The organism is Stenotrophomonas sp. C9D9 (assembly GCF_056491205.1).
Map to the genome: position 1 here is coordinate 22,672 of NZ_JBSZIF010000002.1, position 26,073 is coordinate 48,744.

Consider the following 26,073-nt stretch of genomic DNA (forward strand, 5'->3'; position numbering starts at 1 on the left):
GCGCCGGGCGGCGGCCCGATCCAATGAAGGCATGAATGAATCGATGTACTTCTACGTGCTGCTGGTGGTGGTGTTCGTGCTGGCCGGCGTGGTCAAGGGCGTGACGGGGATGGGGTTGCCGACGGTGGCGATGGGCCTGCTCGGTGGCGCGCTGTCGCCGGTGGCGGCGGCGTCGATGCTGTTCATCCCGACCTTCGTCACCAATGCGTGGCAGCTGCTGTCCGGGCCGTCACTTGGCCACATCGTGCGACGCCTGTGGCCGATGATGCTGGCCGTGGTGGTGGTGACGCTGGGTTCGGCAGCATTGCTGGTGCGGGTCGATCGCACCTGGTCGCGCGTGGCTTTGGGCGTGGCACTGGTGGTCTACGCGGTGTATGCGCTGCTCGCGCCGGTGTTCCGCGTACCGCAGCGGCGCGAGCGTTGGCTGGGGCCGCTGGTGGGTGCGCTATCCGGTGTGGTGACGGGTGCGACGGGTGTGTTCGTGATGCCGGCGGTGCCGTACCTGCAGTCGCTGGGGTTGCAGCGCGAGGAGCTGGTGCAGGCGCTCGGGCTGGCGTTCACCGTGTCGACGATTGCGCTGACCACCGGCCTGGTGCTGCACGGTGCGTTCGGCATCCAGCAGCTGGGGCTGAGTGCGTTGGCGGTGTTGCCGGCGTTGCTGGGCATGTGGCTGGGCCAGGTGATCCGGCAGCGGATCAGTGCGCGGGTGTTCCGCGCCTGTTTCCTGGGGTTCCTGCTGCTGCTCGGCCTGGAGCTGGTGCTGCGGCCGTTGTTCTGATGCCGCATTCCGGGCATGAAAAAACCCGCTTTCGCGGGTTTTTCTCATTCTCGACGTGGTGCCCAGGAGAGGACTCGAACCTCCACGGTTTTACCCGCTAGTACCTGAAACTAGTGCGTCTACCAATTCCGCCACCTGGGCGTCGAGGAGCGAGATTATGGGGTGCTGTGACGGGGGTGTCAACACCTTTCGTGGATCCGGGGTCGGATCCCGTTTCGCCTGCGAAACGGGCTCTGACCCCATGGGGCTCGCGTTGGGGCCAGAGCCTTTTCCTGTGGAGAGGAATCCGACCCCGGCGCCGGATCGCAGGCAAAAAAAATCCCCGCCGAAGCGAGGAGTTTTTTTGTTGGTGCCCAGGAGAGGACTCGAACCTCCACGGTTTTACCCGCTAGTACCTGAAACTAGTGCGTCTACCAATTCCGCCACCTGGGCGTTCCAGAGGCGCAATTGTGAAGATGAATCCGCAGGCTGTCAACGACTTCCTGAATATTTTTCATGCAAGGCCTTCAAGGCGGCCGCTGACCCGTTCTGCACGCTGTCAGCGGCTACCATGTAGGGCGATGACTACCAAAAAACCAAGCAAGGGCGGGAGCAAGTCCCGCAGCCAGGCCCCGAACAAGGGCGCCAAGGCGGGCGCAGCCCGCACCCCCAAGCCGGGCAAGCCGTTGCCGGGCTGGTTCCCCGAATTGAATGAAGGTGGCACCGCGCCGCGTGGCCGCAAGGTTCGCGGTACGGACGCCCCCGGCCCGGCACCGGGCCGCAAGCTGCCGCCGACCGGCAAGGTGATCGACGATCCCTATGCCGCCCGCGAAGCCGAGAAATACGAACAGCCCATCGCCAGCCGCGAGGCCATCCTGGCCCTGCTGGAGCGCTGCGAAGGGCCGCAGACCGCCGAAGAACTGGGCGCGCGCCTGGGCCTGACCGCGCCGGACCGGGCCGAAGCACTGTCGCGCCGGCTCGGCGCCATGGTCCGCGATGGCCAGCTGGTGCAGAACCGCCGGGGCGGTTTCGCTCCGATCCAGACACTGAACCTGGTCACCGGCGTGGTGATCGCCAACCCGGAAGGGTTCGGCTTCCTGCGCCCGGTCGAAGGCGGCGACGACCTGTTCCTGCCGCCGTATGAGATGCGCAAGGTGATGCACGGCGACAAGGTGCTGGCCCGCGTGACCGGCATCGATCACCGTGGCCGTCGCGAAGGCAGCATCGCCCGCGTGCTCGAACGCGGCATGACCCGCCTGATCGGCCGCTTCAGCATTGAGATGGGCATCAACTATGTGGTGCCCGACGACAAGCGCGTGCAGCGCAACGTGCAGGTGCCGCCGGACCAGACCGGTGGTGCACGCGACGGCCAGCTGGTGGTCTGCGAACTGACCCAGGCGCCGGACAGCCGCCGTCCGCCGATCGGCCGCATCATCGCCGTGCTCGGCGACAAGCTGACCGCCTCGCTGGTGGTTGAGACCGCCATCCACGGCCACGAGCTGCCGTTCGAGTTTCCACAGGAAGTGCTGGACGAAGCGGCCTCGGTGCCGCTGGTGGTCGAGCCGGCAATGATCGGCGACCGCGTCGACCTGCGCAGCACGCCGCTGGTCACCATCGACGGTGAAGATGCCAAGGACTTCGACGACGCGGTGTACTGCGAGCCGAATGCCGAGGGTTTCCGCCTGGTGGTGGCGATCGCCGATGTCTCGAACTACGTGCGCCCCGGCACGCCGCTGGATGAGGAAGCGCAGAAGCGCGCCACCTCGGTGTACTTCCCGGGCTTCGTGGTGCCGATGCTGCCGGAGACGCTGTCCAACGGCATCTGCTCGCTGATGCCGAAGGTCGACCGCATGTGCTTTGTCTGCGACATGCAGATCGACCGCGATGGCCTGGTCACGCATTCGCGCTTCTATGAGGCGGTGATGAACTCGCATGCGCGCCTGACCTACACCCAGGTGTGGAAGGCGGTGGGCGAGGACGATGCCGATACCAAGGCCTGGATGGGCGACCTGCTGCCGCAGGTGCAGCGCCTGCACCAGCTGTACAAGGTGCTGTCCAAGGCACGTGCCAAGCGCGGTGCCATCGAGTTCGAAAGCAGTGAAGTGCGATTCGTGCTGGACAACCGCGGTGAAGTGACCCAGGCCGGCATGCTGGTGCGCAACGACGCGCACAAGCTGATCGAGGAATGCATGATCGCGGCCAACGTCGAGGCGGCCAAGTACCTGCTGTCGCGCCATGTGCCGGCGCCGTACCGCATCCACGAGAAGCCGCCGGAAACCAAGTACGCCGACCTGCTGGAATTCCTCAAGGAGTTCAAGCTGAGCCTGCCGCCGTGGTCGAAGGTGCGCCCGGGTGACTACACCAAGCTGCTGAAGAAGATCCGCGACCGCCCCGATGCCACGCTGCTGGAATCGGTGCTGCTGCGCAGCCAGAGCCTGGCGATCTACAGCCCGGAAAATCACGGCCACTTCGGCCTGGCGCTGGAGGCGTACGCGCATTTCACCTCGCCGATCCGCCGTTACCCCGACCTGCTGGTGCACCGCGCGATAAAGCACGCGTTGTCCGGCAAGCCGCTGGACAAGTTCACCTACAACGCGCGCGAAATGGCAGCCCTGGCGCTGCAGTGTTCCGAGCGTGAGCGTCGTGCCGACGAGGCCGAGCGCGAAGTCGATGAGCGTTACCGCGCGGCGTGGATGGAAAAGCACGTGGGCGGCCAGTTCGACGGCGTCATCAGCGGCGTGACCAGCTTCGGCCTGTTCGTGGAACTGGACGAGTCCAAGGTGCAGGGCCTGGTGCATGTGACCCAGCTGCCGCAGGACTATTACAAGTTCGACGCCACCCGCAAGACGCTGACCGGCGAGCGCCGCGGCAGCAGCTACCGGTTGGGCGACCGCGTGCGCATCCTGGTGCTGAAGGCCAGCATGGAAGAACGCAAGATCGACTTCCGCCTGGTCGAGCACAAGGGCGAAGACGAGGGCGATGGCCTGCCGCCGCTGCCCGAGCGTGGCAAGCCGGCCAAGCGCACCAAGAAGCAATATTGAAAGGCGTGCCGACCAACGGTCGGCACCCACCTCACCCGGTAGGCACCCACCTCACCCGGTGGGTGCCCACCTCACCCGGTAGGTGCCAACCGTTGGTTGGCACGACGTTTCGGAGGAACGCACCATGCAGGGCCAACCCGAATACAGCGGCGGCTGCCAGTGCGGCGCGATCCGCTTCCAGGCGCGCGGTGCGCTGACCGACAGCTCGATCTGCCACTGCCGGATGTGCCAGAAGGCCTTCGGTGCCTATTACGCGCCGCTGGTATCCGTGCGCGGCGTGCAGTTCAGCTGGACCCGCGGCCAGCCGCGCTATTTCCAGTCGTCCAACGTGGTGCGGCGTGGCTTCTGCGCCGACTGCGGCACACCCCTGACCTACGAAGCCCCGGATGGCGTGGCCGTGGCCGCCGGTGCCTTCGACGAGCCGGAACGCCTGCCACCGACGATCCAGTACGGGGTGGAGCGCAAGCTGCCGTTCGTCGACAGTTTGTCCGGCCTGCCGGCGCGGCGCACCGAGGACGACATCGCGGCGCTGGAGTTCCTGGCCACCATCGTGTCCCACCAGCACCCCGACCACGACACCCCGCACTGGCCGCCGCGCAGCCGATGACCCACCTGCAGCACCGAGCCCACGCTCGGCGCTACAGCGGGCCGGCCGTCCGCAGCGCCGGGCCCGCCGATGCTCTACCATAGCCACCCCCTTTCCGGTCCCCGCCCGCATGAGCAAGAACAGCCAGTGGATTGTCGGCGTCAACGCCGTCGCCTCCTCCATCGAGAACGACGCCGAGAACGTCCGCGAAGTGCTGGTCGAGGCCGGTGCGAAGAACCCGCGCCTGACCGAGATCGAAGAGAACGCCCGCCGCAAGGGCATCGACGTGCGCAAGGTGAACAGCCAGGCGCTGGACGGTGTTGGCGGTTCGGTGCGCCACCAGGGCGTGGCTGCGCGCTATGCCGCCGCCCGCACCTACAGCGAGAACGAGCTGGAAGGCCTGGTCACCGCGGCCGAGGGCAAGGCCCTGCTGCTGGTGCTGGACGAAGTGCAGGACCCGCACAACCTCGGCGCCTGCCTGCGCTCGGCCGCTGCCGCCGGGGCGACTGCGGTGATCATCCCGAAGGACAAGTCGGCCACGGTCAATGCCACTGTGCGCAAGACCTCGGCCGGTGCCGCCGATCTCATCCCGGTGGTGGCGGTGACCAACCTGTCGCGCTGCCTGAAGGACCTGCAGAAGCAGGGCGTGTGGATCTATGGCCTGGCCGGTGAAGCCACCGCCTCGCTGTACCAGCTGGACCTGAAGGGCAACATCGCGCTGGTGCTGGGCGGCGAAGCCGATGGCCTGCGCCGCCTGACCCGCGAGAACTGCGATGGCCTGGTCAAGATCCCGATGCCGGGCGAGATCGAGAGCCTGAACGTCTCCGTCGCCGCCGGCGTCAGCCTGTTCGAGGCCGTGCGCCAGCGCGGTTGATTGGCTGCGCCATGTAATCGGGGTCAGATCCCTCTCCGCTGGAGAGGGATCTGACCCCTTTTTCATGTGCCGTGTCGGCCAGGGTCGACACCTGCCGGGTAGTCGCCAACCCTGGTTGGCGCTCTTGCCGTGTTACCCCGCGCTGCCGCCCAGCGCCTTGAACAGGGTCACGTCGTTGTTCAGCTGGCCCTGGCGCACGCGCGCCAGCGGAGCAGCTCGGCATCACGCCGGGTCTGCTGCGCTTCCAGCCAGGTGCGCAGGTCGGTGGCGCCCACGCGGTAGCGCACTTCCTGCGCGCGTTCCACTTCCACCGCCTCATCGTATGAAGCCTGTGAGGCGGCCACCTGGCGCACCAGCTGCTCGCGTGCCGACAGCGCGTTGTCCACTTCCGAGAGCGCGGTATACAGCGTCTTGCGGAAGTTGGTGGCGGCGATCTGGTAGGCGGTACCGGCGATATCGGTATCCAGCTGCGCGCGCTGCAGGTTGAGGAACGGCAGCGACAGGCCGGCGCCCAGCGTGGCCACCGGGTTGCGCAGTACATCGCCCAGCGAGGTCGCGCTGGAACCGAGGCTGCCGGTCAGGCTCAGCGCCGGGTAGTACTGGGTGGCGGTGACCTTGATCGTCTTCAGGCTGTTGCGCAGGCGAAGTTCGGCGGCGCGCAGGTCGGGACGGCGGCCGAGCAGGTCGGTCGGCAGGCCTTCGCTGATACCTGGGCTGCGTGCACCCAGCAGGTCCTGTGGCTCATCCTGCTGGGGCCAGGGCGTGCCGTCCAGCAGCACGGTCAGCGCGTTGCGCACCTCCACCCGCTGCTGCTCCAGTGCGCTCTGCGAGGACCGCTGCGACTGCAGGTTCTGCAGTGCCTGGCGCACTTCCAGCCGCGATACCGCACCGGCGTCGAAGCGGGCCTGCACCAGTTCGCGGGTGCGTTCCAGCCGCTCCAGGTTGGCCTGGCCGGTGGCGATCGACTGGTTCAGGTAGGCCAGGTTCCAGTACTGGGTGATGGTGTCGCTGATCACCAGCAGGGCGGTGTTCTGCCGGTCCTCCTCGCTGGCCTCGGCTTCCCAGCGGGCGATGTCGCGCTGGGTGCGCAGGCGGCCCCACAGGTCCACTTCCCAGCCCAGCGAGACGCCGGTGGAATAGCTGCGGCGCCAGTCGTCGGCCTGGTCGGTGGCGCGGCTGGCGTTGCCGCTGACGCCGGATGACGAAGGCTGCGGCCACAGCGCGTTGCTGGCCAGGCCGGCCTGCAGGCGCGAACGCTGCACGGCCAGGCCGGCGGCGGCGAGATCGCTGTTGGCCGCCAGTGCCTGCGCCACCAGGCGGTCCAGGCGTTCATCGCCGAAGCCGGTCCACCAGGTGTCCTGGCGGATGTCGCGGCCCGGTGTATCCAGGCTGCTGCGCGGGTCGTCGGCCGGTGCGTTGAGGGTGGCATCGCCGCGCCCGTAGCGGGCCGCCACGTCGGGGTCGTGCACCGGATAGCGGCCGACCGACGCACAGCCGGACAAGGCGAGCAGTACAGCACCTGCCAGCAGCAGGCGCGGGGGAGCAGGGAAGGGGAGTCGGATCATCATCATCTTCATTCGCGGGCCAGGGCCTCCACCGGGTCGAGCTGCGCGGCGTTGCGCGCGGGCAGGAAGCCGAACGCCACGCCGATCAGGGTCGAGCAGGCAAACGCGGCGACGATCGAGGCGGTGGAGAACAGCACCTGGAAGTCGCTGGCGAAGCGGCCGATCATCGAGCCCAGCAGCAGCGCCAGGCCGATGCCGAGCACGCCGCCGAGCAGGCACACCAGCACCGCTTCGATCAGGAACTGCTGGCGGATATCACTCTGCCGTGCGCCCACGGCCATGCGCACCCCGATCTCGCGGGTGCGCTCGGTCACCGACACCAGCATGATGTTCATCACGCCGATGCCGCCCACCAGCAGCGCGATGGCGGCGATGGCGCCGATCAACAGGGTCATCGTGCGCGTGGTCTGCTCGATGGTCTCGCGGATCTCGGCGCTGTTGCTGAGGAAGAAGTCCTCGGTGCCATGGCGCAGGGTCAGCAGGCGGGTGATCGCTTCCTGCGCGGCATCCATCGGCGTGGCGTCGTCCACGCGCACGGTGATGCTGGACACGTGGCTCTGGCCGAGCATGCGCGACATCACCGTGGTGTAGGGCACCCACACGCTGAGGCTGGTACTGCCGCCGAAGCCGAAACTCTGGCGCTTGGCCACGCCGACCACGCGTGCCGGCACGTTGCCGAGCAGGATCACCTGGCCGACCGGATCGACATCGGGGAAGAACTGGGTCTGGGTGTTCTCGTCGATCACGGGCCACCTGGCCCAGGCCCTTGACCGCATCGGCGTCGAAGAAGCTGCCCCTGAGCAGGGTTACGCCCTTGACCCGGAAGAACTGCTCGCCGACGCCGCTGACCTGGGCGGTGGACGACTGGTTGCGGTAACGCGCGGTGACCGAGGTCGACACGCTGGGAGTGGCACTGTCCACGTAGCTCTGCTTTGCCAATGCATCGGCATCGCTGGCCTTGAGTGTCTGCACCCGTGCCGAGCGCATGTCGCCGAAGCCACGGCCGGGATAGACGTCGATGGTGTTGGTGCCGAGCGCGCTGATGTTCTGCAGGATCTGCTGCTGCGAGCCGTTGCCCAGCGCCACCACCGAGACGACCGAGGCGATGCCGATGATGATGCCGAGCATGGTCAGGAAGGTGCGCAGGCGGTGTGCGTTCATCGCCAGCAGGGCCATCCGGAACGCTTCGGTGAAGCGGTCGCGCGCCGCCCGCCAGCTGTTGCCGCGGGCGACGCCGGTGCTGGCCTCGCGCTGTGCGCGGTAGGTCGGCGCATTCGGGTTGGCGCGGTCGGCGATGATCTCGCCGTCGCGGATTTCGATGATGCGCTGTGCGTGCTCGGCCACGCTCATGTCGTGGGTGACGATGATGATGGTGTGGCCTTCGGCATGCAGCTCGCCGAGGATCGCCATCACTTCTTCGCCGGATTTCGTGTCGAGCGCACCGGTCGGTTCGTCGGCCAGGATCACCTCGCCGCCGTTCATCAGGGCACGTGCGATCGACACGCGCTGCTGCTCGGCCACCGGACAGCTGGCCCGGCTTGTGATGCATGCGGTCGCTCAGGCCCAGCCGCTGCAGCAGCTGCTCGGCACGCGCGTTGCGCACTGGGCCGGGGCTGCCGGCGTACACCGCCGGCACCTCCACGTTGCCGCGCGCATCCAGATCGCCCAGCAGGTGGTAGCGCTGGAAGATGAAACCGAAATGCTCGCGGCGCAGTTCGGCCAGTTCGTCCGGCTCCATCTTTCCGGTCTCGCGGCCAGCCACCTGGTAGCTGCCACGGGTGGGACGATCGAGGCAGCCGAGGATGTTCATCAGCGTCGACTTTGCCCGAGCCGGACTGGCCGACGATGGCCACCATCTCACCGGCGTGGATGTCGAGATTGACGTCGCGCAGCACGGCGATCACATCGTCACCAGCCGGGAACTCGCGTCGCAGGTCGCGCAGGCGCAGCAGCGGCGCCGTCGTGCTCATCGGCGCCCCATGCCCGGGCCGCCGACCCGCATCTGCATGCCGCCGCGGTTGCCGCCGCCGGCACCGGCCGCGGCGGCGCTGGCTTCGCCGACCACCACGCGCTCGCCTTCCTTCAGCCCGGACAGGATCTCGGCCGAGGCGCCGTTGTTGATGCCCACGGTGACTTTACGCGGCTGCGGCTGGCCCTTGTCATCCAGTACCCGCACCATGCGCTCGTCGCCACGGCGCTTCGGCCCCAGTGCCACCGCCGGCACCATCAGCACGCCCTTGGCCTGCTTCAGCAGTACCGAGACCTGCGCGGTCATGTCGATGCGCAGGGTGCCGATCCGGATTCTCCACGTCGAACAGCGCGTTGTAGTAGACCGCGCTGCTGGAACTGGAACTGGACGAACTGCTGGAACTGGACGAACTCTCGTTGGCGATCGAGGCCGGCGCCGGATTGATCTGGCGCAGCGTGGCGTGGTACTTGCGGTCCGGGTCGCCCAGCGTGGTGAAGTACACCGGCATGCCGGCCTTGATCTTGACCACGTCGGCTTCGGAGATCTCGGCATTGACGGTGACCACGTCCAGCCGGGCCAGCATGACGATGGTGGGCGCGGTCTGGTTGGCGTTCACGGTGCGGCCTTCCTCGGCCACCACCGCCACCACGGTGCCATCCATCGGCGCGGTGATGCGGGTATAGGCCAGGTTGGCGCGGGCGGTGCCCAGCTCGGTTTCGCGGCCCTTGATCTGCGCCTCGTAGGACTGCAGCTGGGCGCGGGCGGTCTTCAGCTGCGCTTCGGCGGCATCGTATTCCTGGCGTGAGGTGGCCTCGGCAGCCAGCATCTGCTGCTGGCGCGCGAACTCCAGTTCGGCCTGGCGCAGGGTGGCCTGCTGCACGGCACGCTGGGCGGTGACCTGGTCCAGCGAGGCCTGCGCGTTGAGCACTTGGTTCTGCTGGGTGGTGGCGTCGATCTCGGCGATCAGGTCGCCTTCCTTCACGGTGTCGCCCAGCTGCACCTTCAGCGACTTGATCTGGCCCGAGGCCTGCGCACCGACGCTGACCAGCTTGTAGGCATCGATCACGCCGGTGGCATCCACCGTCTGCTCGATGTCACCGCGGCTCACCGGCGAGGTCGCCACCGCCGGGGCCGCAGGCTTGCGCAGCAGCCACCAGGCGGCCGCAGCGACGATCAGGGCAAGCAGGGCGATCAGTATCAGGCGACTCCGTCGGGTCGCGGGCAGCAGGCGGAACGTCACGTCGTGGCTTCACTCTCGGGGCCGCGCGTGCGGCGTTGGTGGGCATTGTGAAGACCGGGCGATGGACGGCTCAATCCTCGGGGTATGTCTGTATGTAACACTGTCGGTGAATACGCGTAACCACAGGTATCCCGCCCGTAGGTGGATACACTGGTACGCATTGCCCCGGATGCGGTTCAGCTGCCGACACGGGATGATCGCGCCATGGAGACTGAAAACCCGATGCATCGACTGCTGATCGTCGACGACGACAACGACATCCGCACGCTGCTGGCCGAGCAGCTCGGCCGCGCCGGCTACCTGGTGAGCACGGCGGCCGATGGCACGGCCATGCGCCAGCTGCTGGACCGCGAGCACGTGGACCTGATCGTGCTGGACCTCAACCTGCCGCGCGAGGATGGCCTGACCCTGTGCCGCGACCTGCGTGCGCGTTCGAACACGCCGGTGATCATGCTGACCGCGCGCGCCGAGCCGATCGACCGCGTGCTGGGCCTGGAAATGGGCGCCGATGACTACCTGGCCAAGCCGTTCGAACCGCGCGAGCTGCTGGCGCGGATCCGCAACGTGCTGCGCCGGACCGAAGCGCTGCCGGCCAACCTGGAGCCACTGGCGGTACGCCGCGCACGCTTCTCGCGCTGGGTGTTCGACCTGGAGCATCGCCACCTGGTCGATCCGGATGACCGCGTGGTGGTGCTGTCCGGCGCCGAGTTCCGCCTGCTGCGGGTGTTCATCGCCCACGCCAACAAGGTGCTGTCGCGCGAGCAGCTGGTCGCGCTCAGCAGTGGCCGCAACTACGAGGCACAGGATCGTGCGATCGACCTGCAGGTCAGCCGCCTGCGCAACAAGCTGGGCGACGACGGTGGCCCGGACGGACTGATCAAGACCGTGCGCAACGAAGGCTACGTGCTGGCCTCCTCGGTCAACCTGGAATAAGCCGCGATGAAGCGCCTGCGCCATTTCCTGTCCTCGATGGTCGGGCGGTTGTTCGTGATCCTGCTGCTGGGCATGGCGGTGGCTGCGATCGGTGCGACCATGCTGGCCACTTCCAAGCGCCAGCAGGAGTTCGAGCGGCAGAACCTGAACCGCATCGCCGACCGTCTGCAGGGCTACGTCAACCTGCTGGACGGCAATCCGGAGCTGCGCGAGCGCCTGCTGGCGATCGGCGGGCCGAGCGTGCGCGCGCTGCAGCCCGGAGCCCGCCTCGGGCGTGCCGACACGGCGCTGATGGAAGTGCTGGAAGACCGCCCCGGACCGGTGTCGCGCGCGCATGTGCATTTCGCTTCGTTCCGCTCCTGCATTCCCAAGCTGCAGGACCTGTTGCCGCCGCCGCCGCCGGGACACCGGCGGCCGCCGCGCGAACGCGACCCGGCGTTCATTCCGCCCAAATGCCGCGCAGTGGACGTGACCCTCAACGACGGCACGCTGCTGAAGCTGGCGCTGGACTCGCCGGCGGTGGCACACAACGGCATCCTCGCCGTGGACCCGTGGTTCCTGACCCTGCTGGTGCTGGCGATCGCGGTGCTGGCCTACATCGTCGCGCGCATGGCCAGCGCGCCGCTGCAGGAACTGGCGGCCGCTGCCGAGGATCTCGGCGACGATCTGCAGCGCGACCCGTTGCCACTGCGCGGGCCGCGCGAGGTGCAGCGTGCCGCCGAAGCGTTCAATGCCATGCAGCACCGCCTGCAGCGGCACCTGGCCGAACGCACGCAGATGCTGGCGGCGATCACCCATGACCTGCAGACGCCGCTGACCCGGCTGCGCCTGCGCCTGGAGAATGTCAGCGACGAAGCCCTGCGCGAGCGCCTGATCGGCGACCTGGCGGCGATGCAGGCGCTGGTGCGCGAGGGCCTGGAACTGGCCCGCAGTGCCGAAAGTGCCGAGCAGCGCGCCGCACTCGACCTGGATTCGCTGCTGGAGAGCATTGTCGAGGACACCGCCGAAGGCGGCGCCGACGTGGTTTTCGAGGGCGGCAGTGGTTCGGTACTGATGCTGCGGCCACTGGCGATGCATCGCCTGTTCTCGAACCTGGTGGACAACGCGGTGATGTATGCGCAGCGGGCGCGGGTACGGGTCGAGCGCAGTGGCGGTGCGATCACCGTGGTGGTGGCCGATGACGGCCCCGGCCTGGCCGAGGAGCAGCTGGAGGCGGTGTTCGATCCGTTCGTGCGGGTGGAAACCTCGCGTTCGCGCGAAACCGGCGGGGCCGGCCTGGGCCTGACCATTGCCCGCGCCCTGGCCGAGAAGGACGGCGCGCGGCTGTGGCTGCGCAACCGGGCCGAAGGTGGCCTGGAGGCGGTGGTGCAGTGGCCGGCCAGTGCCCAGGTGGTGGCGCCCGGCCGCGCCGGCTGAGCCGGCGGGCTGCGGACGGTGACGCCGGGGCCGGGGTTTGGCCTATCATCTGCGCATCTCCCCAGTCTCCCCCCGATGAGCCAGCCCGTTCCCGCCGGCATGCCATTGCGCGCTGCCCGGCTGTTCCCGCACGCTGCCGCGCCCTGCAGCCGCACCTGGCCGCCGCCGTTGCGGTGATGGGCGGGCAGGGGGACGAGGGGCGCTGGGTGGAGCGCCGCGCATCAGGATTCAGGCGGGCACTGCGGCAGGGCCTGCTGTGGCTGCTGCTGGCCCTTGCGCTGCCGCTGGCGGCACAGGAAGGCGCGCCGCCGCTGCGCGACTACGCCATCGATGTATGGACCTCGCGCAACGGCCTGCCGCACAACTCGCTGCGCGACATCGCACAGACGCCGGAGGGCCATCTGTGGTTCGCCACCTGGGAAGGGCTGGTGCGCTACAACGGCCTGGACTTCACCGTGTTCGACCGCAGCACGCGCCCGGGCCTGCGCGACAACGGCATCGGCGCACTGTTCGTCGACCGCCAGGGCGGGCTGTGGATCAGCGATTCGCGCGGCAACGTCAGCCACCGCGGCAGCGATGGCCAATGGCGGGTCTGGGAGCACCAGGCCGGTACACCGCAGGTGCTGATCCAGTCCATGCAGATGGACAGCCAGGGCCGGCTGTGGCTGCTGTACGAAGGCAAGGGCATCGGCTATCTGACGCCGGATGCCGGCATCGTCTACCAGGCGCCGGCGGCGGACCTGCCGATGGCGATGAGCTTCACCAAGCTGGTGGTCGATGCACAGGACCGGGTCTGGGTCGGCACGCTCGACGGGCTGGTGCTGCGCGACAACGACGGCGTGCTCAAGCGCGCGCCCGCCGCATGGGGGCTGGGCGCCGGCAGTGGCCTGTCATGGCCGTACCGGGCACCGGACGGCGCGCTGTGGATCGTCGCCGGCGAGCGCCTGTACCGGGTGGAGGACGACCAGCTGGTGCTGGTGCACCGCCTGCCGGGCCAGCTGCACATGACCTCGATGCTGCAGGACCGGCATGGCGACCTGTGGCTGGGTACCGAGAACCAGGGCCTGCTGCGCATCTCCGCGCATGGCCTGGAGCGGCTGCCGGCCGGCCTGAACCTGCCGGGCGGACGCGTGGTCAGCCTGCGCGAGGATGCCGAAGGCAGCATCTGGGTGGGGGCCAATGGTGGCCTGTACCGCCTGCGCGAAACGTTGTTCAGCAGCTACATCGAGCGCGATGGGCTCAGTGGCGACTACGTGCGCACGGTGTTCGAGGATCGCGACCGCCAGCTGTGGGTCGGCAGCGCCAGCGGCCTTGACCTGCAGACCAGCGATGGCCGTTTCCGCGCGGTACCGCTGCACAACCGCGGCGGCAAGGCGCCCTCGGTACTGAGCCTGGCACAGGGGCCGGACGGTGACCTGTGGGTGGGAACCTTCGGCGATGGCGTTTACCGGCTGGGTTGCGATGGGCGCCTGCGCCACAACTATGCGGCGGCTGATGGCATGCCGGGCGGCAACATCCGTGCAATCAGCGTTGACCCGCAGGGCGTGGTCTGGGCCGGCACGCAGAAGGGCGTGGTGCGCATCGACGGCGACCGGGTGCAGGTCTCGAACGTGCCGGGCATGCCCGGCGGCCTGATCACCGCGCTCGAGCATGACCATCAGGGCAACCTGTGGATCGGCACCATCGAAGGCATCCGCGTGCTGCGCGGCGACCGCGTGCAATCGATCGACCTGGCCCCGCTGGGGGGCGGCCGCAGCGTGTTCGGCTTCCACCAGCTGGGCGATGCGATGTGGATCAGCAGTGATCGTGGCCTGTACCGCTGGCGCAACGGCGCGCTGGCGCGGGTCGGCCTGGAGCAGGGCATGCCGGTGGACGCGGTGTTCCAGCTGGTGCCGGACCGCCTCGGCAATGTCTGGATCAGCAGCAACCGTGGTGTGCTGCGCACCGACATGGGCACCCTCAATGCGGTGGCCGATGGGCGCACGCCGCGGGTGGTGGTGGAGCGCTACAACGAGATCGACGGCATGGCCAATGCTCAGGCCAATGGCAGCTCCAGCCCATCGGCGATCCTGCGCCAGGACGGCACGTTCTGGGTGGTCACCGCCGGTGGCCTGAGCACGGTCGACCCGCAGCGCCTGCAGCGTTTCCGCGAGCGGCCATCGCCGCCGGCGGCGATCGAGAGCGTGCAGGTGGATGGTGCGCCGGTGCACTGGGAGGGACCGGATCGCAACTACATTCCCGGTGGCCGCCGGCTGGCGGTGAGCTATGTCGGCCTGAGCTACCTGATGTCTGACCGGATCCGCTACCGCACGCGGCTGGATGGCCTCGATGCTGGCTGGGTCGAGCGTGGCCCGCAGCGCAGCGTCGAGTTCGTCGGCCTGCCGCCGGGCGATTACACCCTGCACGTGGCGGCCGCACATCCGGGGGGCGCCTGGGGCCAGCAGGAAGCCGTATGGAGCTTCACCGTCGAGCCGTTCTGGTGGCAGCGCCGCAGCGTGCAGGTGCTGGCCGGGCTGGTGCTGCTGGCCGGGCTGGTGGCGTTGTACCGGCTGCTGCTGCAGCAGCTGAAGGCCAGCAACCTGCGCCTGGCGCGGCGGGTGGACGAAGCGACCTTCGACCTGCAGGCCAAGACCGTGCACCTGCAGGCGCTGAACCAGGAAAAGACCGAACTGGCCGAGCGCCTGGCGCGGCAGGCCGAGGCCTTTGAACGCCAGGCCCGCGAGGATGCGCTGACCGGCCTGGCCAACCGCCGCGGCTTCGACGAGACACTGGCGCGTGACTTCGCCCGTTCGCAGCGCAGTGGTCATCCGCTGTGCCTGGTGGTGCTGGACATCGACCACTTCAAGGACGTCAACGATCGCCACAGCCACAGCATCGGCGATGCCGTGCTGGTGCAGGTGGCGACGCTGATCGCGGCGGCCTGCCGCGACTCCGACCTGCCAGCGCGCACCGGCGGCGAAGAGTTCGCCCTGCTGCTCAACGACACCCGCCTGGAGGAAGCCGCACAGTTGTGCGCGCGCCTGCGCGGTCTGTTCCATGACCATCCCGACTGGGCAGAAGTGCCGGGCCTGCGCGTGACCTTCAGCGCAGGCCTGGTGGAGCTGGATGCCGACGACCGCACCCCGGCGTTGCTGTACCAGCGCGCCGACCGCGCGCTGTACCGCGCCAAGAGCGACGGCCGGGATCGTACGAGCATTGGTTGATCCAGTGCAAAGCATCCACGCATGGCGTGGATCTACGGGTGTTGCCCTACCAACGGTCGGCACCCAGCAGAGAAGTGACCCACCACAGCGGTGATCGGCAGCCCGCAACGAGCGCAGCGACCCGCTGTTGCTTCCGCTTTTTCTGATTTTTCCGTGGCGGCCAGCAACCTGCCCGGCCCAACCGATGATTCGCTTCCCGCCACGAGGGGCTCCGCCGTTGGCTGCCTTACCGCGGCCAGGCGTTGGCGATCGTGCAGAACAAGCGCGCGGTCTGTTCGGTGTCATACACCGCGCTGTGCGCTTCATTCGCATCCCAACCCAGCCCAGCGGCGGTGGCCGCACGCGCCAGCACGGTCTGCCCGTAGGCGATACCGGCCAGGGTCACCGTGTCGAACACGCTGAACGGATGGAACGGATTGCGCTTGTGGCCGGTGCGGGCCACTGCGGCGTTGACGAAGCCGAGGTCGAAATGGGCGTTGTGGCCGACCAGGATCGCGCGCTGGCAGCCGTACTTCTTCATCGCCGCACGCACCGGGGTGAAGATGTGGTCCAGCGCCGCCTTTTCTTCCTTGGCCAGCCGGAAGGGGTGGTCGAGGATGATGCCGGTCACTTCCAGCGACTTCGGGTCGATTTCCAGGCCTTCGGCCGGCACCACGTGGGCACTGGCGGTCTGGCCGGGGTAGAGCAGGCCGTTCTCGTCCATTTCGATCGGCACCGCAGCGATTTCCAGCAGCGCGTTGCGCTGGCTGTCGAAGCCGCCGGTTTCCACATCCACCACCACCGGCAGGAAGCCGCGGAAGCGTTGTGACATCGCGCGCTGCGCCTGGGGGACTGCGGAATCGGGAGCGGCGGCAGGTGCGGGGGTGGGGTCAGTCATGCGTGAATTCTAGCAGAGCGACCCTGAGCGCCTCGCCAGCCCTCGGTGCACGGGTGGAGCGTGTCGACCCAGGTGCCCAGGATCCCGGTAGGTGCCAACCTTGGTTGGCACACGGTGCACGGCGACCAGCGGCGGCGTCTACCGAACCGAAGGCTGCGCCACCATGCCCGACGCGGACCACCGCGCCAGCCACGCATCCACGCTCAGCCTGCCGGCACCGGTGAAGATCAGCGGCAACAGCATGGCCATGAACAGCACCGGCAGCTTGAAGTTGCCGAAGCCCTGGTCGCTGATCGCATAGCCCATGGCGAGGTCGGCCAGCGAGTTCCATTCCATCGGCCAGTGCACCGCATAGGTCGCCACCACGGTCAGTACCAGCAGGCTGGCGGCAGCAAATCGGGTACCGAACCCGACCAGCAGGCAGGCCGCACCGATCAGTTCGAACCAGGTGGCGAGCTGCCAGTTCAGGCCGGCCGGCAGCTGGTCGAACGGGAACGGGAAGGCGTCCTGCAGGTCGGCAAACCAGTTCTGGCCGCGCAGCTTTTCGCGGCCGGATTCGAAGAATTCCCAGGCCAGCAGCAGGCGCAGGCCGAGCGGGGCCAACCAGGGGGCGAGACGGTCCAGCTGGCCGCGCGCGGCGGCCAGGAGCGGAAGGTTCATCGGTGGATCTCCGGAGGAAGGGGCGTCAGGGTGGGGATGCGAGCGGGCCGATTACGCCGGCCTGCAGGAACTGCTGCAGCAGCGCGGCACCGGGTTCGGCCAGCGCATCCTCGGCCAGCCCATGTGCACTGGCCAGCTGCTGCAGGTAGAGATGCCCTTGCTGGCCAGGCTGTTCACCGATGCTGGCCAGCAGGTACACCGCCAGTGGGCTGAGCGCGGCGAATCGCACTTCACCGTCGGCTTCGCGGCGAACCAGCAGGCCGGTGGGTTCGGGCGGTGGCTGGGTCGGTGCATCCTCTGCACCGAGACGGTGCACCGGCCATTGGTACAGCAGCGGCCACGCCAGCGGCGAGCGCTGCAGCGGCACCCGCAGCGGATCGATATCGCCAGGGGCAGGAAGTGGCTCGGCCTGCAGCTGGTACAGCGCGGTTTCCACCCACTCGTAGTGCGCCAGCTCGGCCAGCGCCGGGTGCGGCAGCTGCGGCTGTGTCTGCAGCCACTGCACGAACTCGGCGGCCAGCTCGGTGAACAGGGGTGTCTGGCAGCGATGGGTGGCGAAGTAGTGGCGCACCAGCGCGCTCCAGGCCGGTTCCCCCAGCAGGCGAACGCAGACCGGGAAACCGTTGCTCAGGAGCCCGAGCAGGTTGTTGAACAGCAGGTGCTGGTACACCGCCAACCGGCGTGGATCCAGGCCGGCCGGTGCAGGCACTGCTTGCGGGTCGCGCAGATGTGCGGTGAATGCGTGCTGCTGCGCGCGCAGGGTATCGGCGGCATCAGTCATGTGCAGCCCCGGCATGCGTGGCCTGCAGCCGGCGGATGGTCTGCAGCTCGCCCTGCAGTTCTGCATAGGGCGGAAAATTGAAGTCGCGTTCGAGCAGGGTCGGGCGCGCGCCGATGCGCGCATAGGTCCGTGCCAGCAGCGCCCATACCGGATCGATGACCGCACTGCCGTGGGTATCGATCTTCAGGTCCGGTGCTTCGTCCAGGTGCCCGGCCACGTGCAGGCAGACGATGCGCTGTGCGGGCAGCCCGGCGATGAAGGCATCGGCGTCGTAGCCGTGGTTGCAGGCGTTGACGTAGACGTTGTTGACGTCCAGCAGCAGGTCGCAGTCGGCTTCGGCGAGCACCGCATTGGTAAAGGCCAGTTCGTCCATGGCCGGTTCCGGTGCCAGGTAGTAGGAGACGTTCTCCACCGCGATGCGGCGACCGAGCAGGTCCTGCACGCGGGCGATGCGAGCCGCAGTATGGCGCACGGCTTCGTCGGTGAAGGGAATCGGCAGCAGGTCGTACAGGTGGCCGTCGTCGCTGCAGTAGCTCAGGTGCTCGCTGTACAGCGGGACGCGATGCATCTCGAGGAACCGGCCGACCTGTTCCAGCAGCTGGGTATCCAGTGGCGCACTGCCGCCCAGCGACAGCGACAGGCCGTGGCAGCTCAGCGGATGGCGGTGTGCCAGTTCGGCCAGCGCATCACCGGCAGGCCCGCCGACATGGATCCAGTTCTCCGGCGCACATTCAAGGAAGTCGAAGTCGCCTGCCGGGGCGTCATGCAGATCCTGCAGCAGCGCCCGGCGCAGGCCCAACCCGGCGGCCGCCGCGCGAAGCGGCGACCGCGGGTGGACGACGCTGGCGCGGACGTCAGTGCTTGCCACCGCACTTGCCTTCGCCGCACTTGCCTTCCGCCGACTTCTTGTCGCCGGCCTTGGCCTTGGCACCTGCTGCACCGGCGGCCTTGCCCTTTTCGGCACCGCATTTGCCTTCGCCGCTCTTGCCGTCGGCACCACACTTGCCTTCGGCGTGCTTGGTCGCGTCGGCGGCCATCTTGGTATCGGCGGCCTTGGCGTCGGTGCTGGCCTTGGCTGCCTGGCCGGCCACCAGGTAGCCCTGGGCGAGGTCGCTCATGCTCAGCGCCGAGGCGCTGGCGGTCATGCCCAGGCCGGCGGCCAGGGCGGTAGCGGTCAGCAGGGACAGGGTCTTGTTGGAACTGCTCATCGGTCTTACTCCTGGGTGGTGGGCAGGTGCCCGGGGTGAATCGATGGTGCAGCGATCCTACTCAACGAATCCTCGCCAAGAACTCAAATTTTCGTGAGATTTGTTACAGAAGCATCCGGCAGGTCTGCACCGGGCAGGCCCGGCGGCCACAATACGGGTGGAACACCCCAAAAAAGAAGGCCGCTGTCACCAGGACAGCGGCCACCTTGGAGTCGACTCCGGTGTTGCAGCGCAGCGTCAGGGCTGGCCGGTGCTGGAGGTCTCGTCGCGCTTTTCACGCGGCGGCAGCGGCTGCTCGCCATGCACCAGGAACCACACGTTCTCGGCGATGTTGGTGGCGTGGTCGCCCACGCGCTCCAGGTTCTTGGCCATGAACAGCAGGTGCGTGCACGGGGTAATGTTGCGCGGGTCTTCCATCATGTAGGTCAGCAGCTCGCGGAACAGCGCGGTGTACTGCGCGTCCAGGCGGGCGTCGTCCTCGCGCAGTTCCAGCGCGGCGTCGGCATCGTTGTCGCGGTAGGCGGCAATGGCACGGCGGACCTGCTGCGCGGCCAGGCGGCCCAGCGCACGCAGGCCCTGGATCTGCGGCAGCGGCGGCACCTTGCCCAGCGCGATCGAGCGCTTGGCGACGTTGGCAGCGTAGTCACCGATGCGCTCGATGTCGGCCGGAATGCGCAGGCCGGCGAGGATCTCGCGCAGGTCGCGCGCCATCGGGCCACGCAGCGCCAGGCGCATCACGTCGTGGCTGATCTGCTGCTCCAGCGCATCGATCGCTTCGTCGTTGGCAATGATGCGATGGGCAGCGTTCTCGTCGCGCTTCTCGATCACGTCCATCGCCGCTTCGAGCTGGGCGACGGCCATTTCGCCCATGCGCACGATTTCGGCCACCAGGCGCTGCTGCTCTTCGTCGTAGCTCTTGACGATGTGGTCGTTGGGAAGGTTCATGGTCTGCAATCCGGGTAGAGCCAGGCCATGCCTGGCTGGAACATGTGGCGAAGGAACAGCGTCGATCAGCCGAAGCGACCGGTGATGTAGTCCTCGGTCTGCCGCTGCGACGGCTGCGAGAAGATCACTTCGGTGCGGTCGTGCTCGATCAGGTCGCCCAGGTACATGAAGGCGGTGTAGTCGGACACGCGCGCAGCCTGCTGCATGTTGTGGGTGACGATCACGATCGTGTACTCGTGCTTGAGCTCTTCCACCAGCTGCTCGATGCGGCTGGTCGAGATCGGATCCAGCGCCGAGGTCGGCTCATCCAGCAGCAGCACCGACGGGCGCAGGGCCACGGCACGGGCGATGCACAGGCGCTGCTGCTGGCCACCGGACAGGCCCAGTGCGCTCTGCCCCAGCTTGTCCTTCACTTCATCCCACAGCGCGCCCTGGCGCAGCGCCTGCTCGACGCGGTCGGCCATGTCGGCCTTGCTCAGCTTCTCGTGGTGGCGGATGCCGTAGGCCACGTTCTCGAAGATGGTCATCGGGAACGGCACCGGCTTCTGGAACACCATGCCGACCTTGCTGCGCAGGCGGTTCATCGGGTACTTCGGCGACAGGATGTTCTCGCCGTCCAGCAGCACTTCACCGCGCGCTTCCAGCTTCGGGTACAGCGCATAGATGCGGTTGAAGATGCGCAGCAGGGTCGACTTGCCGCAACCGGAGGGACCGATCAGCGCGGTCACGCGCTTCTCCGGGATCTCCAGGTTGATGCCCTTCAGGGCGTGGAACTTGTCGTAGTAGAAGTCCAGTCCACGTGCAGCCAGCTTCACCGGCGACGGCGTGTGCAGGCTCTCGTGCGAGGACGGCACGGCGATGCGCTGCATCGGCACGGCGTTGGAAAGGTCGTTCATGGCGTTATCCACGGAAAGGTCAGTCATGGGAGATACGGTTGCGCAGCAGGATGCCGCGGGCGGCAAGGCTGACCAGCAACACGAAGACGGTGAGCACCAGGGCACCGGCCCAGGCCAGCACCTGCCAGGATTCATACGGGCTGCCGGCGAACTGGTTCATCACCACCGGTACCGAGGCCATCGGCTGGAAGATGTTGTTGTTCCAGTACTGGTTGCCGAAGGCAGTGAACAGCAGCGGTGCGGTCTCGCCGGAGATGCGGGCCAGGGCCAGCAGGATGCCGGTGATGATGCCGGCCGACGCACTGCGGTACAGCACCTGCACGATCACCTTCCACTGCGGGATGCCCAGCGACAGGGCCGCTTCGCGCATCTGCGAGGGCACCAAGCGCAGCATTTCGTCGGTGGTGCGCACCACCACCGGCAGCACGATGAAGGCCAGCGACAGCGCACCGGCGAACGCCGAGAAGTTGCCGCCGGTCTGCATCACGTACAGGGTGTAGACGAACAGGCCAAGCACGATCGACGGCGCCGACAGCAGGATGTCGTTGACGAAGCGGACCACGGTGCCGGCCTTGCGGGCGTTGCCGTACTCGGCCAGCCAGGTGCCGGCCAGCACGCCCAGCGGGGTGCCGATGCCGATCGCCAGCGCACACATCACCGCGCTGCCGAAGAAGGCGTTGGCGAGACCGCCTTCCTGCATCGGCGGCGGCGTCATCTTGGTGAACAGATCCAGGTTGATGCCGGCCAGGCCCTTGGAGGCCAGGGTGAACAGGATCCAGCCCAGGAAGAACAGGCCGAACAGGGCGGTGGCACAGGACGCGGTGATCGCAACGACGTTGCCGATGCGGCGGCGCAGGTACAGCGAATCAGCGGTGGTGGACATCAGTTGCCCTCCTTGCGGGACAGGCGCATCAGCATCAGGCGGGCGATGGCCAGCACCACGAAGGTGACGATGAAGAGGACGAAGCCGAGCAGCAGCAGGGCCGAGCGGTAGGTTTCAGTGGCTTCGCCGAAATCGTTGGCGATCAGCGCGGCGATGGTGGTGCCCGGTTCCAGCAGCGACGGCGACAGGCGCACGCTGTTGCCGATCACGAAGGCCACTGCCATCGTCTCGCCCAGGGCGCGGCCGAGGCCGAGGAAGATGCCGCCGATCACTGCCGAGCGGGTGTAGGGCAGGACGATGTCCCAGCTCACTTCCCACTTGGTGGAGCCCAGCGCGTAGGCCGACTCCTTCAGGCGGGTCGGCACGGTCAGGAACACTTCGCGCATCACCGAGGAGATGAACGGGATGACCATGATGGCCAGCACGAAACCGGCGGTGAGCATGCCGATGCCCAGCGGCGGACCCTGGAACATCGGGCCGATGATCGGCCATTCGCCCAGCGTCTCGTTGAGGAACGGGGTGACGTACTCGGTCATTACCGGCACCAGCACGAACAGGCCCCACATGCCGTAGATGATCGAGGGAATGCCGGCCAGCAGTTCGATGGCGGTACCGACCGGGCCACGCAGCCAGCGCGGCGCGACTTCGGTCAGGAAGAAGGCGATGCCGAAGCTGACCGGCACGGCGATGACCATCGCGATGAGCGCGGTGACCAGGGTGCCGTAGATCGGGGCGAGGGCGCCGAACTTGTTTTCGACCGGATTCCAGTCGGCGGAGAAGAAGAAGCTAAGGCCCTGCATCTGCAGGGCATGGCGGCCGCCCCACAGCATCGACAGCGCGGCGCAGGCCAGGGCGATGAGGACGAAGATGACGGTGCCGACCAGCACCCATCGGAACAGTTTGTCGTTGCGGGCATCACGCGCATCACGCGTGGACGGGGCGGCTACAGGCTGGGCGATGGCATTCATGGGGACGGCAGGGCCAGGAAGGGGCGGGGCGGCACGGCGTGGAAGAAGCGGTGCCCGCTGGGGGCGGGCACCGTCGTGTCCATCACTTCAGGTCGGTCGCCCAGTAGGCCTCGATCTGCTTGACCAGTTCGGCCGGCAGCGGCACGTAGTGCAGCTCGTTGGCCTGTGCCTGGCCGTTCTCGAAGGCCCACTTGAAGAAGGCCAGGGTGTCCTGGTTGCGCTTGGCGTCCTTCGGCTGCTTCTGCATCAGCATGAAGTTGGTGGCGGTGATCGGCCACGCCTGCTCGCCCGGGGCGTTGGTGATGACCAGGTTGAAGTCCTTGGCGCTGGCCCAGTCGGCGCTGGCGGCCGCGGCGGCGAAGGTTTCCGCGCTCGGCTCGACCCAGTTGCCGGCGGCGTTCTGCATGGCGGTGTACGGCATGCCGTTCTGCAGCGCGTAGGCCAGTTCGACGTAGCCGATCGAGCCCTTGATCTGCTTCACGTACGAAGCAACGCCTTCATTGCCCTTGCCACCGACGCCGTCCGGCCACTGCACCGAGGTGCCTTCGCCGACCTTGGTCTTCCACTCCGGGCTGACCTTGGACAGGTAGTTGGAGAAGTTGAAGGTGGTGCCCGAACCGTCCGAACGGTGGACCAGGGTGATCTTGCCGTCAGGCAGCTTCACGCCCGGGTTGGCGGCGACGATGGCCGGGTCGTTCCAGGTCTTGACCTTGCCCAGGAAGATGTCGGCCAGCAGGGCGCCGCTCAGGCGCAGCTTGCCGCCTTCCAGGCCTTCGATGTTGACCACCGGCACCACGCCGCCGATGGCGGACGGGAACTGGGCCAGGCCGGCCTGGGCCAGCTCTTCGCTGCTCAGCGGCTTGTCGGAGGAGCCGAAGTCGACGGTGCCGGCCTTGATCTGGGCGATGCCGCCGCCGGAGCCGATCGACTGGTAGTTGATCTTGGCACCGGTGGTGGCGTTGTAGTCGGCCGACCACTTGGAGACCAGCGGGAAGATGAAGGACGCGCCCGCGCCGGACACTTCGGCGGTCACCTTGGCACCGGCAGCGGCCGGGGCAGCGGCACCGTCGGCAGCCGGCTGCTGCGCGGCCTGCTTGTCGCCACCGCAGGCCGACAGGCCCAGGGCGATGGCCAGGGAAAGGGCGGCAAGGCCGGCCGAGTGCAGTTTCATGGTCACTCCATAGCGGGGAAGAGCCGACGTCGTCGGCGGATGCGGCTATGAAATGATGTTTTTGTTACAGCCGTATTACGACCATGACAGAGGTGTCCTGGATCACGTTCTGACAAGGGTTTCACGGGGTTGGCCGCGGTCCGGGAGGCGCCCGGAGACCCCGGATCTGCGCACCGATATGACGGCCGTGGCTCTACAAACGCTCTTGCCTTTGCTCCTGCCTTTCATGACCCCGCCGCGCCCGCGATGAACTGTCGAGCGGCGGTGGGCCAGGGCGTGCAGGACCGTCCACGGCATGGATGCCGTGGCCGAGCCCCCATGGGTGAGGGCGGTTTGCCTGCGAGGCACTGCCTCGCAAGCGCACGAACGCACAGCCGCCAGCGGCTGGGCCGGACCGCGGAGCGGGGTTTACGGCGTGTCCTGCACGTCCTGGCCCACCGACTCACCGACGGATCAGCGAAGGCGCAGCGCTCTTCACGACCAACCCCAAAAAAACAAGAAGAGCGCGAGATCTCGAGGATCTCGCGCCCGGGTGGGATCGGCGGGGGAGAGAGGACCCGCCGATCCCGTTCCTGCGGGGGAACGCGCTTGCTTACTTCAGGTTCTGCGACCAGTAGGTCTCGATCTGGCGGACCAGGCTGTCCGGCAGCGGCACGTAGTCCAGCTGGCGGGCCTGGGCGTCGCCGCTCTTGTAGACCCAGCGGAAGAACTCCTGGGTGGCCTTGCCGTTGGCAGCGTTCTTCGGCTTCTTGTGCACCAGGATGAAGTTGGTGGCGGTGATCGGCCAGGACTCGGCGCCCGGGGCGTTGGTCATCACCAGGTAGAAGTCCTTGGCGCTGGCCCAGTCGGCGCTGGCGGCAGCGGCGGCGAACGAAGCGTCGCTCGGCTGCACGAACTTGCCGGCGGCATTCTTCATCGCGGTGTACGACAGCTTGTTCTGCAGTGCGTAGGACAGTTCGACGTAGCCGATGCCGCCCTTGATCTGCTTCACGTAGGCAGCAACGCCTTCGTTGCCCTTGCCGCCGATGCCGGCCGGCCACTGGACCGAGGTGCCTTCACCGACCGAGCTCTTCCACTCCGGGCTGACCTTGGACAGGTAGTTGACGAAGTTGAAGGTGGTGCCCGAACCATCCGAACGGTGCACGACGGTGATCTTGGCGCTCGGCAGGGTCACGCCCGGGTTCAGCGCGGCGATGGCCGGGTCGTTCCAGGTCTTGATCTTGCCCAGGAAGATGTTGGCCAGCACGGTGCCGTCCAGCTTCAGTGCGCCCGGGGCGATACCGGCCACGTTGACCACCGGCACCACGCCGCCGATCACCGACGGGAACTGGGCCAGGCCCGAAGCAGCCAGTTCTTCCGGCTTCAGCGGGGCGTCGGACGAACCGAAATCAACGGTCTTGGCCTTGATCTGCGCAATGCCGCCGCCGGAACCGATCGACTGGTAGTTGACCTTGTTGCTGGTGGCAGCGTTGTAGTCGGCCGACCACTTCGACATCACCGGGTAGATGAACGAGGCGCCCGCGCCGGTGATTTCAGCGGCGTTGGCGGCGAACACGGACGACGCTGCGAAGACGGCAACGGCAACGCGCGACTTGAAGGCGTGGATCACGGGGTGGCTCCTGGGTTGATTGGGATGCGGGGTTACCCGCCCGGCGCACATTCCATAACGGTTCGATGACAGCGCAGGGACCGTTGTATGACGCATCCATTACAGCGCTGGCGGGCGGCCACGCCGCCGTGCGCGTGAATGTTTCGCGCCGAGGGTGCGCTTGCCCCGGTACGACCGCGGGCCGACCGGGGCGTTGGATGCCGGTGCCGTTCTATATGTCGGTGATGGTGCCGGCGGGCGCAGCGGCCGCGCATTCCGCAGCGATGCCGCGTCATCCGCACGAAACCAGGGAGGCGGGCGAAGGCGGTGTGGCGGCCTGCTGGCGTATCGGCGCGGATACAGCACGCCATATGCCGCAAGGGATCGACAAGCATATGCCCGCAAATGAGTCGTACGCATGACCGCACGAAGAAATCTGTGGTTGGTGCTCAATCTGTCATTCGGCTGTCATGGTTTTAACGGAACGTTCGCAAAACGCTTGACCGGCCTGC

At 67.6% G+C, this 26,073-nt stretch carries 19 protein-coding genes, 2 tRNA genes and 3 pseudogenes; 8 read left to right on the forward strand and 16 right to left on the reverse strand.

Translation table 11 applies throughout. The features are described 5' to 3' along the window. The first annotated feature begins 31 nt into the window (after nt 1-31). Nucleotides 32-778, forward strand: a complete 747-nt coding sequence (locus ACXI0D_RS00105) for a sulfite exporter TauE/SafE family protein (RefSeq protein WP_049446206.1) — start codon at nt 32-34, stop codon at nt 776-778. A gap of 56 nt (nt 779-834) precedes the next feature. On the opposite strand, the gene ACXI0D_RS00110 is transcribed toward ACXI0D_RS00105, so the two are convergent. Next, nucleotides 835-919: transfer RNA gene (locus ACXI0D_RS00110), tRNA-Leu, on the reverse strand. Between the two features lie 206 nt (nt 920-1,125). After that, a tRNA-Leu gene (locus ACXI0D_RS00115) sits at nt 1,126-1,210 on the reverse strand. 128 nt (nt 1,211-1,338) lie between these two features. On the opposite strand from ACXI0D_RS00115, the gene rnr reads away from it, so the two are divergent. The 3 genes from rnr to rlmB all read left to right on the forward strand — a co-directional run bounded on the left by rnr (nt 1,339) and on the right by rlmB (nt 5,258). Next, on the forward strand, nt 1,339-3,798 hold the full coding sequence (gene rnr, locus ACXI0D_RS00120; RefSeq protein ID WP_119007015.1) for a ribonuclease R: 2,460 nt from the start codon (nt 1,339-1,341) through the stop codon (nt 3,796-3,798). A 124-nt stretch (nt 3,799-3,922) separates the two neighbouring features. Continuing rightward, nucleotides 3,923-4,405 (forward strand): GFA family protein, encoded by a 483-nt coding sequence (locus tag ACXI0D_RS00125; protein ID WP_119007014.1) that lies wholly within the window; start codon nt 3,923-3,925, stop codon nt 4,403-4,405. A gap of 109 nt (nt 4,406-4,514) precedes the next feature. Continuing rightward, the gene (gene rlmB, locus ACXI0D_RS00130; protein WP_005408775.1) at nt 4,515-5,258 is read left to right on the forward strand and encodes a 23S rRNA (guanosine(2251)-2'-O)-methyltransferase RlmB; all 744 of its coding nucleotides are present in this window, start codon (nt 4,515-4,517) and stop codon (nt 5,256-5,258) included. 132 nt (nt 5,259-5,390) lie between these two features. On the opposite strand, the pseudogene ACXI0D_RS00135 reads toward rlmB, so the two are convergent. The 3 pseudogenes from ACXI0D_RS00135 to ACXI0D_RS00145 all read right to left on the reverse strand — a co-directional run bounded on the left by ACXI0D_RS00135 (nt 5,391) and on the right by ACXI0D_RS00145 (nt 10,032). Beyond that, nucleotides 5,391-6,835 (reverse strand): annotated as a pseudogene (locus ACXI0D_RS00135) (TolC family protein). Further along, a pseudogene (locus tag ACXI0D_RS00140) lies at nt 6,832-8,793 on the reverse strand (MacB family efflux pump subunit). Before ACXI0D_RS00140 ends, ACXI0D_RS00135 begins: the two co-directional pseudogenes overlap by 4 nt. Next, nucleotides 8,790-10,032: pseudogene (locus ACXI0D_RS00145) on the reverse strand (efflux RND transporter periplasmic adaptor subunit). Before ACXI0D_RS00145 ends, ACXI0D_RS00140 begins: the two co-directional pseudogenes overlap by 4 nt. A 204-nt stretch (nt 10,033-10,236) precedes the next feature. Here ACXI0D_RS00145 and ACXI0D_RS00150 point away from each other — a divergent pair. From ACXI0D_RS00150 to ACXI0D_RS00160, 3 genes are all read left to right on the forward strand, one after another. After that, a complete protein-coding gene (locus ACXI0D_RS00150) occupies nt 10,237-10,965 on the forward strand; it encodes a response regulator (protein ID WP_014036538.1) in 729 nt (242 codons plus the stop codon). Nucleotides 10,966-10,971: 6 nt separating this feature from the next. Beyond that, complete coding sequence (locus ACXI0D_RS00155) at nt 10,972-12,381, forward strand: ATP-binding protein (RefSeq protein WP_049446197.1); 1,410 nt, start codon at nt 10,972-10,974, stop codon at nt 12,379-12,381. 176 nt (nt 12,382-12,557) lie between these two features. Continuing rightward, on the forward strand, nt 12,558-15,584 hold the full coding sequence (locus ACXI0D_RS00160; RefSeq protein WP_101765202.1) for a ligand-binding sensor domain-containing diguanylate cyclase: 3,027 nt from the start codon (nt 12,558-12,560) through the stop codon (nt 15,582-15,584). Between the two features lie 226 nt (nt 15,585-15,810). Here ACXI0D_RS00160 and rnt read toward each other — a convergent pair whose 3' ends face one another. From rnt to pstS (ACXI0D_RS00215), 11 genes are all read right to left on the reverse strand, one after another. Next, nucleotides 15,811-16,461, reverse strand: a complete 651-nt coding sequence (rnt, locus tag ACXI0D_RS00165; protein WP_014036542.1) for a ribonuclease T — start codon at nt 16,459-16,461, stop codon at nt 15,811-15,813. Nucleotides 16,462-16,599: 138 nt separating this feature from the next. Then, complete coding sequence (locus tag ACXI0D_RS00170; RefSeq protein ID WP_101765203.1) at nt 16,600-17,121, reverse strand: HvfX family Cu-binding RiPP maturation protein; 522 nt, start codon at nt 17,119-17,121, stop codon at nt 16,600-16,602. A gap of 25 nt (nt 17,122-17,146) precedes the next feature. Further along, on the reverse strand, nt 17,147-17,902 hold the full coding sequence (locus ACXI0D_RS00175) for an HvfC family RiPP maturation protein (RefSeq protein WP_101766387.1): 756 nt from the start codon (nt 17,900-17,902) through the stop codon (nt 17,147-17,149). Beyond that, nucleotides 17,895-18,770 (reverse strand): HvfB family MNIO-type RiPP peptide maturase, encoded by an 876-nt coding sequence (locus ACXI0D_RS00180; protein ID WP_479642125.1) that lies wholly within the window; start codon nt 18,768-18,770, stop codon nt 17,895-17,897. Before ACXI0D_RS00180 ends, ACXI0D_RS00175 begins: the two co-directional genes overlap by 8 nt. Then, a complete protein-coding gene (locus ACXI0D_RS00185; protein ID WP_119007587.1) occupies nt 18,757-19,110 on the reverse strand; it encodes a hypothetical protein in 354 nt (117 codons plus the stop codon). Before ACXI0D_RS00185 ends, ACXI0D_RS00180 begins: the two co-directional genes overlap by 14 nt. A gap of 237 nt (nt 19,111-19,347) precedes the next feature. Then, entirely contained in the window at nt 19,348-20,055 is a 708-nt protein-coding gene (gene phoU / locus ACXI0D_RS00190; protein ID WP_014036547.1) for a phosphate signaling complex protein PhoU, read from the reverse strand. A 65-nt stretch (nt 20,056-20,120) separates the two neighbouring features. Next, nucleotides 20,121-20,951, reverse strand: a complete 831-nt coding sequence (gene pstB, locus ACXI0D_RS00195; RefSeq protein ID WP_005408788.1) for a phosphate ABC transporter ATP-binding protein PstB — start codon at nt 20,949-20,951, stop codon at nt 20,121-20,123. 19 nt (nt 20,952-20,970) lie between these two features. After that, entirely contained in the window at nt 20,971-21,834 is an 864-nt protein-coding gene (gene pstA / locus ACXI0D_RS00200; protein ID WP_006428262.1) for a phosphate ABC transporter permease PstA, read from the reverse strand. Continuing rightward, nucleotides 21,834-22,802 carry a phosphate ABC transporter permease subunit PstC gene (pstC, locus tag ACXI0D_RS00205; RefSeq protein ID WP_008267250.1) on the reverse strand — a complete coding sequence of 323 codons (969 nt, stop codon included), beginning with the start codon at nt 22,800-22,802 and terminating at the stop codon, nt 21,834-21,836. The genes pstA and pstC overlap by 1 nt, the downstream gene beginning before the upstream one ends. Before the next feature lie 82 nt (nt 22,803-22,884). Continuing rightward, a complete protein-coding gene (gene pstS / locus ACXI0D_RS00210; RefSeq protein ID WP_075674896.1) occupies nt 22,885-23,973 on the reverse strand; it encodes a phosphate ABC transporter substrate-binding protein PstS in 1,089 nt (362 codons plus the stop codon). Nucleotides 23,974-24,565: 592 nt separating this feature from the next. Further along, nucleotides 24,566-25,582 (reverse strand): phosphate ABC transporter substrate-binding protein PstS, encoded by a 1,017-nt coding sequence (pstS, locus tag ACXI0D_RS00215; protein ID WP_014036550.1) that lies wholly within the window; start codon nt 25,580-25,582, stop codon nt 24,566-24,568. Between the two features lie 197 nt (nt 25,583-25,779). Here pstS (ACXI0D_RS00215) and ACXI0D_RS00220 point away from each other — a divergent pair, with 197 nt between their 5' ends. After that, nucleotides 25,780-25,983: a hypothetical protein gene (locus ACXI0D_RS00220; protein ID WP_158297987.1), complete on the forward strand. Its 204-nt coding sequence runs from the start codon at nt 25,780-25,782 to the stop codon at nt 25,981-25,983. Nucleotides 25,984-26,073 lie beyond the last annotated feature (90 nt).

Coding starts and splice junctions, on each gene's coding strand:
- ACXI0D_RS00105 (WP_049446206.1), top strand. CDS start 32: ATGAATGAATCGATGTACTTCTACGTGCTGCTGGTGGTGGTGTTCGTG.
- rnr (WP_119007015.1), top strand. CDS start 1,339: ATGACTACCAAAAAACCAAGCAAGGGCGGGAGCAAGTCCCGCAGCCAG.
- ACXI0D_RS00125 (WP_119007014.1), top strand. CDS start 3,923: ATGCAGGGCCAACCCGAATACAGCGGCGGCTGCCAGTGCGGCGCGATC.
- rlmB (WP_005408775.1), top strand. CDS start 4,515: ATGAGCAAGAACAGCCAGTGGATTGTCGGCGTCAACGCCGTCGCCTCC.
- ACXI0D_RS00150 (WP_014036538.1), top strand. CDS start 10,237: ATGGAGACTGAAAACCCGATGCATCGACTGCTGATCGTCGACGACGAC.
- ACXI0D_RS00155 (WP_049446197.1), top strand. CDS start 10,972: ATGAAGCGCCTGCGCCATTTCCTGTCCTCGATGGTCGGGCGGTTGTTC.
- ACXI0D_RS00160 (WP_101765202.1), top strand. CDS start 12,558: ATGGGCGGGCAGGGGGACGAGGGGCGCTGGGTGGAGCGCCGCGCATCA.
- rnt (WP_014036542.1), bottom strand. CDS start 16,461: ATGACTGACCCCACCCCCGCACCTGCCGCCGCTCCCGATTCCGCAGTC.
- ACXI0D_RS00170 (WP_101765203.1), bottom strand. CDS start 17,121: ATGAACCTTCCGCTCCTGGCCGCCGCGCGCGGCCAGCTGGACCGTCTC.
- ACXI0D_RS00175 (WP_101766387.1), bottom strand. CDS start 17,902: ATGACTGATGCCGCCGATACCCTGCGCGCGCAGCAGCACGCATTCACC.
- ACXI0D_RS00185 (WP_119007587.1), bottom strand. CDS start 19,110: ATGAGCAGTTCCAACAAGACCCTGTCCCTGCTGACCGCTACCGCCCTG.
- phoU (WP_014036547.1), bottom strand. CDS start 20,055: ATGAACCTTCCCAACGACCACATCGTCAAGAGCTACGACGAAGAGCAG.
- pstB (WP_005408788.1), bottom strand. CDS start 20,951: ATGAACGACCTTTCCAACGCCGTGCCGATGCAGCGCATCGCCGTGCCG.
- pstA (WP_006428262.1), bottom strand. CDS start 21,834: ATGTCCACCACCGCTGATTCGCTGTACCTGCGCCGCCGCATCGGCAAC.
- pstC (WP_008267250.1), bottom strand. CDS start 22,802: ATGAATGCCATCGCCCAGCCTGTAGCCGCCCCGTCCACGCGTGATGCG.
- pstS (WP_075674896.1), bottom strand. CDS start 23,973: ATGAAACTGCACTCGGCCGGCCTTGCCGCCCTTTCCCTGGCCATCGCC.
- ACXI0D_RS00220 (WP_158297987.1), top strand. CDS start 25,780: ATGCCGGTGCCGTTCTATATGTCGGTGATGGTGCCGGCGGGCGCAGCG.